Origin of the sequence: Coleofasciculus sp. E2-BRE-01, assembly GCF_040221695.1 — a bacterium.
GTDB lineage: Bacteria > Cyanobacteriota > Cyanobacteriia > Cyanobacteriales > Coleofasciculaceae > Coleofasciculus.
Genome location: NZ_JAVKEA010000211.1, coordinates 30,001 through 45,132, shown reverse-complemented (window position 1 = coordinate 45,132; position 15,132 = coordinate 30,001). Strand labels below are relative to the sequence as shown.

15 protein-coding genes and 1 pseudogene are annotated in these 15,132 nt (G+C 47.1%); 10 read left to right on the top strand and 6 right to left on the bottom strand.

Translation table 11 applies throughout. The annotated features are described in order from the left end of the window. Positions 1 to 98 precede the first annotated feature (98 nt). The gene (gene dnaX, locus RIG66_RS28310) at positions 99 to 1,241 is read right to left on the bottom strand and encodes a DNA polymerase III subunit gamma/tau (RefSeq protein WP_446382586.1); all 1,143 of its coding nucleotides are present in this window, start codon (positions 1,239 to 1,241) and stop codon (positions 99 to 101) included. Positions 1,242 to 1,318: 77 nt separating this feature from the next. Between dnaX and RIG66_RS28305 the strand changes: the two genes are divergently transcribed. After that, positions 1,319 to 1,585 carry a hypothetical protein gene (locus RIG66_RS28305; protein ID WP_446382584.1) on the top strand — a complete coding sequence of 89 codons (267 nt, stop codon included), beginning with the start codon at positions 1,319 to 1,321 and terminating at the stop codon, positions 1,583 to 1,585. A gap of 141 nt (positions 1,586 to 1,726) precedes the next feature. Here RIG66_RS28305 and RIG66_RS28300 read toward each other — a convergent pair whose 3' ends face one another. Then, complete coding sequence (locus RIG66_RS28300) at positions 1,727 to 1,948, bottom strand: hypothetical protein (RefSeq protein WP_446382582.1); 222 nt, start codon at positions 1,946 to 1,948, stop codon at positions 1,727 to 1,729. Positions 1,949 to 2,068: 120 nt separating this feature from the next. Here RIG66_RS28300 and RIG66_RS28295 point away from each other — a divergent pair, with 120 nt between their 5' ends. Beyond that, positions 2,069 to 2,911, top strand: coding sequence for a hypothetical protein (locus RIG66_RS28295; RefSeq protein ID WP_446382580.1), 843 nt, complete (start codon positions 2,069 to 2,071; stop codon positions 2,909 to 2,911). Positions 2,912 to 3,042: 131 nt separating this feature from the next. Here RIG66_RS28295 and RIG66_RS28290 read toward each other — a convergent pair whose 3' ends face one another. Further along, complete coding sequence (locus tag RIG66_RS28290; RefSeq protein WP_446382578.1) at positions 3,043 to 4,848, bottom strand: macro domain-containing protein; 1,806 nt, start codon at positions 4,846 to 4,848, stop codon at positions 3,043 to 3,045. A 150-nt stretch (positions 4,849 to 4,998) separates the two neighbouring features. Between RIG66_RS28290 and RIG66_RS28285 the strand changes: the two genes are divergently transcribed. Both RIG66_RS28285 and RIG66_RS28280 read left to right on the top strand, forming a co-directional pair. Continuing rightward, the gene (locus tag RIG66_RS28285) at positions 4,999 to 5,361 is read left to right on the top strand and encodes a DUF932 domain-containing protein (protein ID WP_446382576.1); all 363 of its coding nucleotides are present in this window, start codon (positions 4,999 to 5,001) and stop codon (positions 5,359 to 5,361) included. Then, on the top strand, positions 5,358 to 5,810 hold the full coding sequence (locus tag RIG66_RS28280; protein ID WP_446382574.1) for a DUF932 domain-containing protein: 453 nt from the start codon (positions 5,358 to 5,360) through the stop codon (positions 5,808 to 5,810). The genes RIG66_RS28285 and RIG66_RS28280 overlap by 4 nt, the downstream gene beginning before the upstream one ends. On the opposite strand, the gene RIG66_RS28275 is transcribed toward RIG66_RS28280, so the two are convergent. Next, positions 5,807 to 6,049: a hypothetical protein gene (locus RIG66_RS28275; RefSeq protein ID WP_446382572.1), complete on the bottom strand. Its 243-nt coding sequence runs from the start codon at positions 6,047 to 6,049 to the stop codon at positions 5,807 to 5,809. The genes RIG66_RS28280 and RIG66_RS28275 overlap by 4 nt on opposite strands. Before the next feature lie 18 nt (positions 6,050 to 6,067). Between RIG66_RS28275 and RIG66_RS28270 the strand changes: the two are divergent. From RIG66_RS28270 to RIG66_RS28250, 5 genes and pseudogenes are all read left to right on the top strand, one after another. Beyond that, positions 6,068 to 6,886, top strand: a pseudogene (locus RIG66_RS28270) (hypothetical protein); the annotation flags it as partial. A 194-nt stretch (positions 6,887 to 7,080) separates the two neighbouring features. Further along, positions 7,081 to 8,925 carry a helicase-associated domain-containing protein gene (locus RIG66_RS28265; RefSeq protein WP_446382570.1) on the top strand — a complete coding sequence of 615 codons (1,845 nt, stop codon included), beginning with the start codon at positions 7,081 to 7,083 and terminating at the stop codon, positions 8,923 to 8,925. A gap of 38 nt (positions 8,926 to 8,963) precedes the next feature. Next, positions 8,964 to 10,640 (top strand): DNA repair helicase XPB, encoded by a 1,677-nt coding sequence (locus tag RIG66_RS28260; RefSeq protein ID WP_446382568.1) that lies wholly within the window; start codon positions 8,964 to 8,966, stop codon positions 10,638 to 10,640. A 38-nt stretch (positions 10,641 to 10,678) separates the two neighbouring features. Then, on the top strand, positions 10,679 to 10,834 hold the full coding sequence (locus RIG66_RS28255; protein WP_446382566.1) for a hypothetical protein: 156 nt from the start codon (positions 10,679 to 10,681) through the stop codon (positions 10,832 to 10,834). A 110-nt stretch (positions 10,835 to 10,944) separates the two neighbouring features. After that, entirely contained in the window at positions 10,945 to 12,096 is a 1,152-nt protein-coding gene (locus tag RIG66_RS28250; protein ID WP_446382564.1) for a site-specific integrase, read from the top strand. Between the two features lie 161 nt (positions 12,097 to 12,257). Here the strand turns inward: RIG66_RS28250 and RIG66_RS28245 are convergent, their stop codons facing one another. Beyond that, the gene (locus RIG66_RS28245; RefSeq protein WP_446382562.1) at positions 12,258 to 13,454 is read right to left on the bottom strand and encodes a relaxase/mobilization nuclease domain-containing protein; all 1,197 of its coding nucleotides are present in this window, start codon (positions 13,452 to 13,454) and stop codon (positions 12,258 to 12,260) included. Then, complete coding sequence (locus RIG66_RS28240; RefSeq protein ID WP_446382560.1) at positions 13,451 to 13,801, bottom strand: plasmid mobilization protein; 351 nt, start codon at positions 13,799 to 13,801, stop codon at positions 13,451 to 13,453. The genes RIG66_RS28245 and RIG66_RS28240 overlap by 4 nt, the downstream gene beginning before the upstream one ends. 792 nt (positions 13,802 to 14,593) lie before the next feature. Here RIG66_RS28240 and RIG66_RS28235 point away from each other — a divergent pair. Continuing rightward, positions 14,594 to 14,962, top strand: a complete 369-nt coding sequence (locus RIG66_RS28235) for an HNH endonuclease (RefSeq protein WP_446382558.1) — start codon at positions 14,594 to 14,596, stop codon at positions 14,960 to 14,962. Positions 14,963 to 15,132 lie beyond the last annotated feature (170 nt).

The following is a 15,132-nucleotide window of genomic DNA, read 5'->3' as shown; positions in this document are numbered from 1 at the left end:
AGGCAACAGGCAACAGGGAATACACAATTGAAATGCGTTTTAGCTTAAGGAAGGTGGGGAATTTTGAACTCACTTCCCCATCTCTTTTACTGCAAGTGTCATTCCTTTCCTAAAGAAAGATAGGCAAGTTGCAGCAGGCAAATTTCCAGCCCGATTAAAGGGTTAGAGGATTGTTGAACGCTTAACGCTGCGGCTTCTAGGATTAGGAGCCGATGGTGTATTTCTGGGATAGAGACAAGCTGGGATAGAGATTCGATGGAGGACAGGTCAATCAGGCTGGCGAAGGGAACTTTACCTTGTGTGAGAGAATTAGTGTCTTGGGAAAGTTGAAACACCAGCAAGTCTCGGTGAATGGCGAGGAGTTCTCTGACTAAGTGAACGGGTTCTACTCCCTCATCGTTGAGTTGGTTAGACAGCGCCATCAGATTATGAAGTCTTTGGGGTGTATCCTGGAAAATAGAAACACAAAGGTCTACTAAGGAATCAGTCGGAATACTGCCAATGACGTCCCGGACATGGTGAGGTTCAATCTTACCATTCGTACTCATAGCCAATTGCTCTAACAGTTGTACCGAATCTCTCATACCTCCTTGAGAATGCTGAGCAATTAGCCGGAGAGCTTCAGGGTTAGCCGAGATTTTCTCATTTAGAGTTATTTGGCTTAATCGTTCTATGATATCTTGGGTAGAGAGACGGCTGAATTGGAAATGTTGACAGCGACTGATAATAGTATCTAAGAGTTTTTCAGATTCAGTTGTTGCCAGAATGAAAATAGTATTAGGAAGTCGGTCTTCAAATAGCTTGAGAGCCGCATTTTGGGCAGAGCGGCTCAACATTTGGCACTCATCTAGATAGATGATACGGTAGCGATTGGTTGTTGACAGTTTGCTGTAATTAATCAGTTCCCTGATATCATCGACACCGTTGTTACTGGCGGCATCCAGTTCTCGGACATCCAAGTTACTGCCTGAACAGATGCTGCGGCAGCTCAAACAGATGCCACAGGGGGTGAGGGTTGGTTGGCTCGATGATAGGCAGTTAAGAGATTTGGCGAGAATTCGGGCGGTGGAGGTTTTCCCTGTTCCTCGTGGACCATCGAATAGGAAGACGTTGGGTAGGTTTCCCGTTTTGAGTTCGTTGGTTAGGGTTCTGACAATTAGGGGTTGACCAACTAGCTCAGATAGGTTTTGAGGGCGGTATTTTAGATGCCAAGGTTGGTAGGATTGTTGAGATGTCATCATTATGTAGAGTTTGAATCTTCGTGTTTTTAAGGCAGTCGCCGGGAATAGTTAAATCTAATGGCTGGAGGGAAGTAAAGATGAATGAACCCAAGACGAAGAAGACAAAAAAGAAAAGAATATTCAGACAATCCAAGAAGTTACAGGAACTCATTTTAATACTTTTGCAAGACTCTCCCATGAGTTGGCTGGCTTTGTTAAGGAAAGTGCGACAGACTGCCCCCTATTGGTCACGAAAATTGAAACCCGATTCTCCTACGGTTAAGTTTAATGTGGAGGCTTTGCTGCAAAAAGGAATCATTACTCAGGATGACCAAGGCGTTTATCATGCAACAAAAACCTGGTAAAGCGGGTTAGAATGTCGGTCTAGTAACTACACCGCATTAAGTGCCGATTTGCTTACCCCTGGATTTTCCTCAAGTTTTCAGAACTTACTTTTTGATGACTTCTTAAGTGTAAAGTTTTTTGATAGGTCTAGGTGTGAACACTCACGTTGCGTCTATAGTGAGAGTGCTTCCGACTTCATCAAAAACAGAGGTGGTCATGAGTACCCGGCGGCACATCTCAAAAAAAGCTTCTTTGGAGTCCACTTTTACTCCAGCAGCTAATCCTTCCAAAACTCGTGGGTTTGGTAAGGGCATCCCGGCAAGATCGGCGGAGTTACCTAAAACCAGTCTCAGGCAAACCCGCCCCTTTGGTTTGCCTTTCATAGCACAGCCAAAGCATCAGGATACCCGATCAATTGAAGAACAAAAGTCTGGGGCAGAACGTTTTGGTTACAACGCTGCTGCTATTCCGTTGACATTGGCGTAGCCATCCCGATTAAGGAGTTGAGTGAGATTACGGTAACACTACAGCGTATCCATCTCGGACTTGTCGATAAATATAAACAGTCTCATCCCGAAGACAATGACACGACAACACCTCCCCAATTTACGAGAATTAAAAATCTAGCTCTATTTGCTCATGGTGAACCCTTTGGTCTGGGATTGCATGAGTCTAATAAATTTGAACTAAAATCCGAGAATGTGAAAACATTTGTCAGTGGTTTAAAAGATGCCTTAGTTGATGATGTAAACGTACAGTTGTATGCCTGTAATACAGGTGCAGATCGCGCTCGAATTGCCGCAAAAATTAAACAAAAAGGCGATAAGAAAAAAGGCAAGGATGCAGCCTCCTATGAAGAGTGGACTGAACACACGCAGGGTGAGCGCAGTGGAGAGGATTCCTTTGCGGCGGCGTTGGCTGAAGAACTTGGGTCTCAAAGTACAGTCTATGGACATACAACAGCAGGACACACTACTGAGAACTTTGCGGCACGAGTGTTTGGTCAAGGTGCAGGAGGAGGTAAAGGTGGATTGCATATGTTTGATGTGCTCTATCCAGAATCTTTTATTCAGGATGAGTTAACACGGTTATTCCCTGATCAAACTGAGGATGAGTGGGCACAGTTGCACAACAGTTTACGTGAGCAGATGTGGAAGCATTACAAAAAAAGTATTGGGACTAAGAGTGAATATGCTAAAAATCATTACTCCATTCCAATTGGTCGAGAAATGTTTATCAATCCCAGTAATGCTCAAAATTTGCTACAAGATGATTGGAAAAATAAATGGATTCCTGCTCATTTGAAAGAAGTCAAACCAAAGGCTAAACTGAAATCAGCTAAATAAAAGACATGGGCAAATTATGTGGAGCGATATTCACTGGCTCTTTTCGCTTTAAACAAGGATACTTGTGGCTCAATCAGAGTATTTAGCGATCGCCTTTTATTTTTATCAATCTGTACCGGAGTAACATCTGATTAAACACTATTTAAATAGCAATCAAAATCCCGCTGCTGGAAGCAAACAAAAACCACCTTCTCAATCGCAGCATGTCCCCGTAAAAATGTTCTGACTTGCGAGCAAGCAATTCGGGATGCCCAGTCACTTGGAAAGCCCAGAAACCCTGTACTAATAGCCGGGAAGGCAATGGTTTTAATCGAGTATTGCTCTGCCAACGTTAGACAGTTCTGATAACATAGAGCTAGCATCCGATCCTCTCCCTGATGGCCCCCCTGCCAAGCTGGACCTGCTGTATGGATCACCCATCGAGCTGGCAGATTATAGCCACGGGTAATCTTCGCTTCACCTGTCTCACAACGATGGATCTGTTCACATTCTTTCTTTAGCCCAGATCCAGCCGCCCGGTGAATTGCCGCATCAACACCAGCACTACCCGACAGATAATTATCCGTAGCATTAACAATCGCATCAACCTGTTGTTTTGTAATATCCCCCTGAATCACCTCAATTCGACCCCGCAGATCATCAGGTAAATTCTGCCCCCGATAGCGTTGACTCCGCTGCACTTGATAGTCATGATAAGTAGACTGGCTCATACTGCGGCGACTTCTATGAGACTGGTAAGTAGACATTTTGCGAAATTGTTGTACCCGTCGTGACTGAAGATCCCGATCCAAATCCATTAACGCGATCGCCTCTTGTTCCATCAAAGGGGACGCCGGGGCTGCCAACACTTGCTCCCGGGCGGTTTGTAGCAATTGGCTCGCGGTTGCATAGTCTCCCTCATCCACCTTTTGCACCGCTTCCTTCTTGGCGCGTGCTGCACTCATCAGCACCACCTGTTGCTGCACCTCTGGATTCAGGGGATATTCAGCCAAAGCAGCCGCCGCGACGACGGGCAGTTGAAACATCTGTCGTATCCGTTGTCGTTCCTGCTGTTCGGGTTCATCCCAACTTAAACGGAAATTGCAGAGGTTGGCACTGTCGGCTGCTCTCATGGGTGGCACCTTGAGCCGCACCACAACCATAAAAGGATTACCCTTGACCAAATTGGGTAACTTGAACTCACCCTGAAGGGAGACATCCAAATCATTCAGGACATCAACCACGTCCACATCTGCTTGTGGCTCAATCCCTAGCCGCACTTCCCGCCCCATGGTTGCCATTAAGCCCTGCAGTTCAGTTTGGAAAATCTCTGGCAGTTGTTCGGGAGTATCAATGTAATAGTAATTCCCATCCCCACTATTCGCCATCACCTCCAACAAGTCTTCGTTGTAATCATCCCCAACCCCCATTGTCGTGGTACTCACACCCCGTTGTGCCAGTCCATAGACATCAGAGGCGATCGCGTCAGCATTGGTTTGCCCTGTGTTAGCTAGTCCATCTGAGAGCAAAATCACCCGATTCAACCCCTCATGATTCAAATATTGACTCACTTGCTTACCGCCCTCAACCCAGCCATCATGGAGGGCAGTCATGTTTCTGGGGTGAATCCGTTCGATCTGACGGGTAATGTAATTCTTTTCCGTGGCGAGGGTACTAGGAATTAAGGTTTCGACGATATCATCATAAATCGTCACACTCACGCGATCGCTCCCCAGAAGTTGCTGCACCGCATAACATGCCGCTTGACGGGCATAAGCAATTTTCTTCCCTGCCATCGAACCGGAACGATCAATCACTAAACCCAGATTAAGTTCGGGTCGTTTTAGGTTAGCCTCTGGTTGGGGAGGAATAATTTTAATCAGTACATCCAGGGTCGTCAGAGCCTCTGTACTCACCGCATCGCGCAGGGGAACAAATTCAATCTGTGGGGCGTTCATGGGATGTTACCTTATTGTTTAAAGGGGACATCAAGCCGGATCAGGGAAACATATCCTTGAATTATAAACTCTAATTAGAACCAATTGTTGAGAGCCACTCTAACCAATAGCTAGAAATCATTCACAATCTCTTCCAAGGAGAGTTCGCTCATGTCACACAAATTTGAGTCAGGATTTTTTGTCCATCAAGCCGCTTGGCATAAACTTGACACCGTCTTGCAAAATCCGCCAACGACTGAACAAGCGATTGTTGAAGCCGGATTGAATTGGCGAGTCATTGAGGAACCCTTATATCAGGTTGAAGGAAATTCTTCAGAGATTATTCTCAAGAAAAAGCTGCGGCGCGATCGCGATCAGGCGTTTCTCGGTATCGTCAAGCATGACTACACCCCCCTGCAAAACGAAGAAGCCTTTCGCTGGTTTGACCCCCTCCTCTCGAGAGGCGGCGTGCAGTTAGAAGCCGCAGGTAGCCTCAAAGGTGGAAAACGCATTTGGATTTTCCTCACTCTTTGAGCCTTACCGAACAACTCGAACATATCCATAACATCCTCGACCTAACCCAGAAGGAATTCCAGTACAGCGTCGAGGAATACCAAGCCATGGCACATAAGGAACTCACAACTGAGTTACTCGCCGACTACATAGGACGAGTCTTGGGTACAACACAACCAACCTTACACCCAGCCTGGTCACAACTCGTGGCTAACTTTGAGAGCGGACGGGGTAACCAAGGTCAAACACTCTGGGATGCTTACAACAGCATTACTGAATGGCTGGATCATCAGCGAGAAGCACTCGCCGAAGCTCGTCTGTTTTCAACGTGGTTTGGCTCTGGCGCTCGCCTACGCACAAAGGCTCATCAGGTCGCCTTAGCCATGCTCAATGATGCTCCAGATGCACACCCATCTGCCTCTTACACTCTCTCCTATCGCTCTACCCAGAGTGCCAGCACTTTGGCTTAATAATATCCTACACCCGCAAAATTCTTACCCAGCGCCGTTTTCAAGCGGAAGTCACAGAACCGTTCTTCCTCTTGGACCTTGAACGTTTCCACTGGAGTTTGGGCTAACCCATAGCGGACTTGCTCCTGTTTCTCTAGACGGCTTTGATGCAGGTGCTGACGCAACTGTGACAACGTATGAACCGCAAAGGGGATAGGCTGAGGAGCCTTGTCCTTAAGCCGCATCTGTTCAACATACATTGCCGCCAGGTCGAATCAATGGCTACTATCACATACTGCAAAGGACTTCCTACTCCAGCCAACGAGTTAAACCCGTTGGGAAAGACTCAACTGGAAATGTTCCTGTCCGAATATTCATTTATTTTCCATCAAGCAGTATGCGAGACAGCCAATTATCTCCTCTGGAAAGATGAATTCAACAAATCTCAATGGAATACGCATTTGCAGCAGGCGTATGGGATAAACAAGCGTCACGCCAATAGTGTGATAGCCTTCAGTCAGGGGGCGGTAGATACGGCGAAAGCCAACCGTAAGCGTCACATTAAGGTGCTAGCTGCTAAGGTCAAATCCGGCGAGAAGTGGATTAAAAAGGCTACACGCAAGCTAAAAAATGCCCGTAAATTTTACGGTAGAAAAAACTGGCAGAATAGTAAAACTGGCTGTCAGTTTCCTCTTTCGGTATCTCTTCAGTACAAGGATACTAACTGGCAGAATTTACGCTTTCAATTGCACCATAAAAAGCGCAAGCTCCACCACTACCAATTGCAAATCAAATACCTTAAAGCGGCTCCCATTCGGGTCACTATTCCCAAAGGACAATCTTATGTGGTAGGAGCTAAAGACGAGTCATTCGGCAATCAGACCTGCCAGTGGGATGGGCAAACGATTAAGATTCGGGTTCCCTACTGCTTAGAGGACAAGTTTGGCAAGTATGTGTCATCTGAAATTGGAGATTTTCGCCGTAGAATCAACCGATTACCAGCACAAGGAGCTAAAACCTGGCATTTTTACCGGAAGGATGGCAGATGGTGTGTGGCTGTCCAATTCACCCCCAAACCAGTCAAACAGGTGACTCGTGCATGTTCTAAGGAATCCACTAATGCTCTGCGACGGCAGTTTGCCATAGAAAGCAATTGAGGATGGTTAAAAATGTGCGCCATGGCGCACAAATTCTCTTTGCCAACCAACGCCAAGTTCATCGATGGGCGAAAACGGATTCTCCCTTTTCCTGCTACCCTAATTCCTAAAGCCTGTCACCTTCATCAGTGCTGATGCCTTACTCCAAAGACCCAATCATTGCCACCGTTGCTGAGGCGCTCAACCAGCAAACTGTAGACTATCTCAGAAGACTCCTGCCACACCTGCCAACAACCGAACGACCAACCCGCAAAGCCGAACTGGTTGCCCTAATTCAGCCCTACCTGCAAGGAAAAGAACTCAAAGCACAGTGGGAAAAACTCGACCCACTCCAACAAACTGCTGTATCAGAAGTGGTTTATTCACTGGATTCACACTTTGATGCGGCTCAGTTTCAGGCAAAGTATGGGCAGTTGCCCAATTGGGGTGCGGTTAATGCCTATGGCACCCTGCAAAACCCTTCCAGGTTGGGACTATTTTTCTTCGACTATCTGATGCCAGAGGAATTGAAGGAACGCTTGTCTGCTTTCGTGCCACCTCCGGCTCAAGCTAAGCTGAAAACAGAGAATGAGATTCCCAAAACTATCCAGCAAGAACAACCAGTCATTGACTACAACAGTAGAACATTTAAAACCCAAGTTGTCGATGTTTCTGTTGAGCAGCGGTTGATGGAAAGAGCCGCACAGCAAGACTTACTAGCGGTGCTGCGGCTGATTGATACGGGTAAGGTATCTGTAAGCGATAAAACTCGCTTTCCTTCTACGGCTACCTTGAAAACCATGACAGCGATACTTTCTGGTGGAGATTATTACACCGATCCCCCTCCAGAAGAGGGTAACTTTTATGACCAACCCATAGGCTTGATCCGTGCCTTTGCTTGGTCGATGCTCGTGCAAGCAGGCGGTTTAGCCGAGTTGTCCGGCAAAAAACTGCGTTTAACCAAAGCGGGTCAAAAAGCCCTCACTCTTCCTCCTCCAAAAACCCTACACACCCTTTGGCAGAAATGGCGTAAAACTAAACTTTTGGATGAATTCAGGCGTATTGATCAGATTAAAGGGCAAACGGGTAAAGGGAAAAGAAGCTTAACCGCTGTGGTGGGACGGCGGGAGGCGATTACAATGGCACTATACGCTTGTCCCGTCAATCGTTGGATTCAGGTGGATGAATTTTTTCGCTACATCCAGGCAAGCGATTATGATTTTGAAGTCACCCGTAACCCTTGGGATCTCTATATTTGTGAAGCTGGCTACGGCAGTTTAGGCTATCTGGGGTATCACGACTGGAGTATGTTGCAAGGCAGGTATGTACTCTGCCTACTATTTGAATATGCTGCCACGTTAGGCATGGTTGATGTGGCGTACATTTCTCCACGGGAGGCTCGTTCTGACTATTGCAACAATTGGGGAACCGATGACCTAGAGTTCTTGAGCCGCTACGATGGGTTGCTGTATTTCCGCTTGACTCCTCTTGGCGCTTACTGTTTAGAACTAACGGATCATTACATCCCAGCCTCTCCAGAGGCTCAACCGGTTTTGCGAGTCTTACCCAATCTGGAAATAGCGGCAATGGGAGAATCCCTGACAGCGGCTGATGTGCTGCTACTGGAGTTGTATACCCAGAAGGTTTCTGATGCGGTGTGGCGTTTAGACCAAACGAAACTACTCAAAGCCGTCGCAGAAGGTTACAGACTCCAAGAATTAGAAGACTTCTTAGTGGCACGCAGTCCGGAACCTTTACCCCAAACCGTTGAACAATTTTTAGCCGATGTCAAGTCCCGGACAGGGAGTTTGCAGGATTTAGGAACAGCACGTTTAATTGAATGTAATGATCCGGCGCTCGCCGTCTTAATTGCCAATGATTCCCGCACCAAAAAGTATTGTTTCTTGGCAGGGGAACGCCGTTTAGTGGTGCCACTTGAATCGGAAACTCGGTTTCACCGTGCTTTGCAGAAGCTAGGTTATAGTTTGCCAAAGCCTTAAACTCTTCTACCTTCTGCCTTAGATTCTTCTGCCTTTAAATGTCCTACAACCCCGAAAATGCCCTCATTGTCCAGAGCGATCGCACCATTCTCTTAGAGGTTCACTCCCCTAAGGCTGATGGGGCTAGAGTTGCCATCGCTCCCTTTGCTGAACTGATCAAAAGCCCAGAACACATCCACACCTACCGCCTTACCCCCTTGAGTATTTGGAATGCTCGCGCCGCCGGATTAGCAGTGGAAGGGATGCTCACCGCACTCCATCACTATTCCAAGTACCCTGTTCCCGAAGCAGTAATTCAGGAAATCCGGACCCTGGGAGAGCGTTACGGACTCACCCGCCTTGAGCGAAAAGACGATCCTTTCTTTCTTGAGCTTAACGTTGCTGACCCGCCTTTGGCAGAACTCTTAATCCGGGAAAAATCGGTTGCCCCTTTCCTAGAAAAGCGCCTTTCCCCCGTCTCCTTTCACGTTAACCCTAGCTTTCGCGGACTACTCAAAAAAGCCTTAGTTGATCTGGGCTATCCGGCTGAAGACTTAGCCGGATACGTTACAGGTGACACCTTACCCCTGCAATTACGTTCTCAGACTCGCAGTGGTCAACCGTTCCAAATCCGCCCCTACCAACAACAAGCCGCCGAAGCCTTCTATCAATCCGGTTACGTCCAAGGGGGAAGTGGCATCATTTGCCTTCCTTGCGGCGCAGGAAAAACCATTGTCGGTATGGCAGCTATGGCAGCCGTTGGCGAACATACCTTAATCCTAACCACCAGCTTAACCTCCGTGAGACAATGGCGTCGAGAACTCCTCGATAAAACAGACTTACCCCCTGACGCCATTGCCGAATACAGTGGCGAGGTTAAATCCACCGCACCCGTCACCCTCTCCACCTATCAAATTCTCACCTATCGTCCTAGCCAAGCGGCTGATTTTCCTCACTTCTCCCTCTTTAACGCCCGTTCCTGGGGGCTGATTATCTATGATGAAGTCCACCTGCTCCCAGCCCCTGTCTTCCGCATCACCGCTGAACTCCAAGCCAGAAGGCGTTTGGGACTCACTGCCACTCTGATTCGAGAAGATGGACGGGAGGGAGATGTTTTTGCGCTCATTGGTCCCAAGCGTTACGACGTACCTTGGCGTGAATTGGAAACTCAAGGATTCATCGCCACAGCCTGTTGTACAGAAATTCGCATCCCCCAGGATAGTGAGCAGCAAATGCACTATGCGGTTACTCCTCGTCGCCAGCAGTTCCGAGTGGCGGCAGAAAATCCCCGCAAAGTTGAGGTGGTTCAGTATTTGATCCAACAAGCAGCCGACCACAAAATCCTGATTATTGGGGAGTATCTTTCTCAGCTCAAACACTTAGCCAAGGTGACAGCCTTTCCCCTCATTGTCGGTTCAACCTCCCAAAGGAAACGGGAAGAACTCTATTCCTTGTTTCGCACAGGAGAATTAAAAGGATTAGTCCTCTCAAGAGTCGGTAACTTTGCCCTTGATTTACCCGATGCGGACGTGTTAATTCAAGTCTCAGGAAAATATGGCTCCCGACAGGAAGAAGCCCAGCGCTTGGGACGGATTCTGCGCCCTAAAAACGATGGCAGAGTGGCGCGTTTCTATACCCTAGTTTCCCGGCGGACTTGTGAAGAAGATTTTGCCCGTCACCGACAGTTATTTTTGACGGAGCAAGGTTATGGCTATGAGATAGAGATTCTCTCTTGATTCCATTGCTTGTTGGACTCAAACCAACAGAGGGAAAAATGAGGGAAGACACTAGACCCCTTCCCATCTTTGGTTTAAGTCTGCTTTTGTCCTATACTCAAGGGGGGAAACCGCCCAACGCTGACTTGCGGTTAGAGGGACAGATTGTCACCCAGGTGAGGCGATGGGGAGTCAACGGGGTGGGATGCCCATAATAACGAGGGTTTGACGATTAAGGGCAAGGGCGATCGCCTAGTATCTGTCTCCATCTTCCAAACTCCCTCGGTGTTGAAGTGTACTCGTTTTTATTATACCCAAATTATTGATGAAAGATTGTGAATTTATTGAGTTGCTCAATCAGGCTAACAGGAGACTGAAAACTGATAAGACGAGGGTGACAATTATTATTAAAGGCAATCGATTATATTTGCGGGCAACACTTCCCCCGCGTCCAATGAGTAATAAGTCTTTTCCTCATCAACAAGAGATTGCTTTGGGAGTTTATGCCACGGTTGACGGGCTTTCTATGGCGGAAAAAGAAGCCCGGAAAGTGGGTTTTCGGCTTGAGAGTGGGGAATTTTCTTGGAAGCCTTATTTGCGCCATCGTCTGACGGGAACCCTGCCTTATAAAACAGTTGGGGATTGGGTTGGTGCGCTAAAAATGGATTATTTTATGCGGCGAGCTAAAACGCCTCAATCTCTGACGACTTGGGAAACGAATTATAATGAGGTGTTTAAGCGCCTGCCTGGTGACCAATCGTTGACCGAACTAATCCTCAAAAAGGCTATTGCCGCTACGCCGCCAGATACTCGCATCCGTCAGAAGACTTGTTTGGCGTTGGATAAGTTAGCCAAAATAGCGGGTGTTGATTTTGATGCCAAGCGGTTTGCCGGAAACTACTCTCCGACTAAAGTGTCTCCCCGCTCTTTACCGAGTGATCGGGTGATTGTTGAGTGGTACTATCGCCTGTCTAACCCCGCTTGGCGCTGGGCTTATGGGATGCTGGCGACCTACGGATTGCGCCCCCATGAGTTGTTTTATCTGGATTTAGAAGAGTTTTCCCAGGGTGGGGGAGTGTTGAGGGTTTTGGCGGGGAAAACGGGGGCTAGGCGAGTCTGGCCCCTGCATCCGGAGTGGGTGGAGGAGTTTAGCTTGAGTGAGGTTAAACTGCCTGCTTGTCACGGGAAGACTAACCGCGATTTGGGGAACAGAGTGACTCGGTATTTCCGGCGTCAGGAGATGCCGTTTCGCCCTTATGATTTGCGCCACTGTTGGGCGATTCGGAGTATGCAGTATGGTCTGGAAATTGGGCTGGCGGCGCAACAAATGGGACATTCGGCGACGATTCATAGTCAAACGTATCATGCGTGGTTGGCTGACCAACACCATCAGCTAGCCTTTGAGCGGTTGTTGGCTAAACCTGACCGACCTAGACCGCCGCAAGTTAAGTTAGAGGAGGATTTGACCGATTTTTGAAGGAAAATACTAATTGTTACCTGACTAGGATAAATGATCGGTTCAACTCGGTAAACTCCAGTCGGTATAATTACTGGCATGGTTGTTGATATTGATTGACAATTTTGCACTTCAATCTGAAGGATAAAATAAGTAGACGAAGCCCTCATAGACAGGAGAAATTAAAGTTCAACAAATGAGTTATTTTTAGTTGGTTTAGATTGGTTCAATTGTGCTAATTGGGAGTGAATCTCCTGAAAGTCCATGATGTGCTGGTCACTGAGAAAAGCCGTAAGCGGTTCCCAGGCATTTTCGCTAGATTTAGCCCTCATAATTTCAGTATTAGAAGGTAAATGTATTAGGGATAATTGTCCAGCTTTTAGGGTAGCTTGGTAATTCCTTCCTTTGAGACAGTTTGTCTTTTGGCTAGCCAGCAAATTCTTGAGAACCGTGGCAACAAACTGAGTGCGCTGCCATTGAGTGGAAGAGACTTGAGTAGAGTTTGTAGAGGTGCTATCAGAGGGAGGTGTTTTTGAGTTACACAATTGCTGGATTGGCAGATAATCCCTGGAAGAATCATAGCTGACGTTTCGATACTTTTGCAATCCCATTAGGGTATAAGCCTTTCCCAGTCGGGAACCTTTAAAAGCGAGTCCCTTAAAGCCATAGCTGATACCAGTAAGGTTTCCGGAGTCGTTGGCAGAAATGCGGACATTCACACCGACTGTGGTTAGTTGTTTAATCAGGTTAGGTAATGTCAGAGGAATAGACGTGAATTGGTCAATTGTTTCCTGGAGACGCTGCTTGATAGGTTTCTCTGGGGGAGATAAACGCAAACCCCTTTCGTATTGGAATGTCTCCCGTCGGCGTCGCCGTTCCTGTCCAGTGGAAGGAGCCTGTTTTTCACTGTCCCAGCTTGGTGTTACTGGGGTAAGATTATACTGTTTCTCTAGTTCTCTGAGGGTTCGTTCAGAACGCTTCCAGTCCATCCAGGAGGATACGGTTAATCCATTGGTCATTTGCACCCGATTGACTACAATATGGAAATGCGATCGCACTTTGCCCTCTTCGGTGGTTGTGTCGTTATGAGAGTAGAGAACCCACTGGCACTCAGAACATCCGATTTTGTTCAGGTAGGTTTGAGCAAATTGCAAGACTTGGATAGTAGAGAGTTTTTCGTCGGGGTGGGGACTTAAGGAAATGTGAGCAACGGGAAATTTGACTCGGTTGGAACGGCGGGAAACCAGGTGAAAGGCTTGAGAGAATTCCTCTCTGGTGGTGCCAAGCATATTGCCACCCAGGTATTGGGCGTCGGGTTTGCTTTCAATATATCGTAGCAGACTGTTGAAGTCGGAGCCTTTGGTGATTTTGCCAATCATTTCTGGTCTAGGGATTCAGGTGGGTTGAGGAGTTGGGATTGTACAGTTTTGAGTAAGTCGAGGACTTGTGCAACGGCTTCTGTTGCTTCAGCGATATTGGAAATGTCTTGTCCGGATGTCACAGCCGCGTTCATCGCCAAAACCTGTTGGTTGAGACTGTTGCTGATTCGACCCAGTTGGAGGACTAAGTGGTAATTGACCTCTGGTGGTTGAGCGGGTATTTCTCGCCGGGAAGCGCAGCGTCTGAGATATTCGGAAAGACTTATCCCGGCTTTTTGAGCTTTAATCAGCCAGCTTTTTTTCTCAGTCGGTGTGACTCGGATTTTAATTTCAGTTGTTTTGTTCATGGTTCATGGCGGCTACCTGTTATAGCTGCGGGAGGAAAGTATTGATAGAGAGTGAAAAGCTATGGGAACACAGGTCACAATTTTCAATTGGTCTTCAAAAAAGAAAGTGATGTTTGTTGGAATGGAGGAAAGGTGTGGGGTGAGTTGCCGATTTTGGAAGGGGTGTTAACCGGGGTTTAGAGTCTAAATGGGGGAACAAACACTTGGCTTGCTCTGGTAGTGGGGAGCTGTATATCGATTAACCTAGCGCAAAACTGATTCATTGGCTCTATTTTATTCAAAAAACTATCCTAAGGAAGATTATTTGGGGCAAGTTTGGAATTTTTAGGAAGGATAATTGAGGGAAATAGCTGATAAGATTTACTCAGGACTGTAAGGCAGAAGGGCTTAGGTTAGCGTCAATTGGCTAATAATACGCTAATTGGGTGTAAGTTTTCCCTCACTTGTCCCTCATTTTTTGAGGAAAATACCCCGGAAAAAGTACAAACGTGCCATGGCACGTTTGTTTAAGGTCAAAACAGGAATTGTTTAGTCGCTGAGGTGACTGTTTTTTAGGAATTTCAGTAGATGATTCGGCGATTGAACCGATGTTCTAGGGATAGCGGGGAACAGAAAATAAATCTAATGCAGCGCGGTTTCACATACCAACCCGTTAACAGGCTGACGAAAAAGCAGATATCATAAACAAGTGCAGCCTGGGAGCCTTTGTACGAGCGATGGCTATCATAGCAACCCCATTCCGAATACAATAGTTGTGCTTATCGCTGTTCCCAGATACTCTTTCTCCCGAAGATGCCAATCAACCGCCAGCGCTACGCCGATAATTGGTCAGACATCGCCCTATCTGTCAAAGAAGCTGCTCTTTGGCGCTGTCGCCACTGTGGGAAACAATGTCTGCGTCCCGGCGAAAAGCCATCAAATCTCACCCGTTCGGAGTGGACAATGGCGACGCTATCGGTGCATCATGCTAATTTTATGCCAGAGGACAACCGACCGGAAAATCTAATTCCTTTGTGTACACCTTGTCATATTGCTGTCCATGGGGGACGCAATGGTAATGTCTCTCCTGGTCAACTGTCCTTGTTTAGCTATATTTATGATGAGAATGGGGTATTGAAGATTATTCCAAACATCCATTTATTCTCTCTAACTTCAAGTTGAGAAATCAGCATCCTACGTGCGCTATCAGTTGATTATCGCCTTGAAACAACTCAACGATGAACGAGCCATTTCTCATCGGATTGAGAGGTTACAGATGCAGAACCTCACAACAGGAGAGTCATTGATGTGGTTCTGTGCGAGAGTCAGTAGAACCGCCTCAACAACTTGAT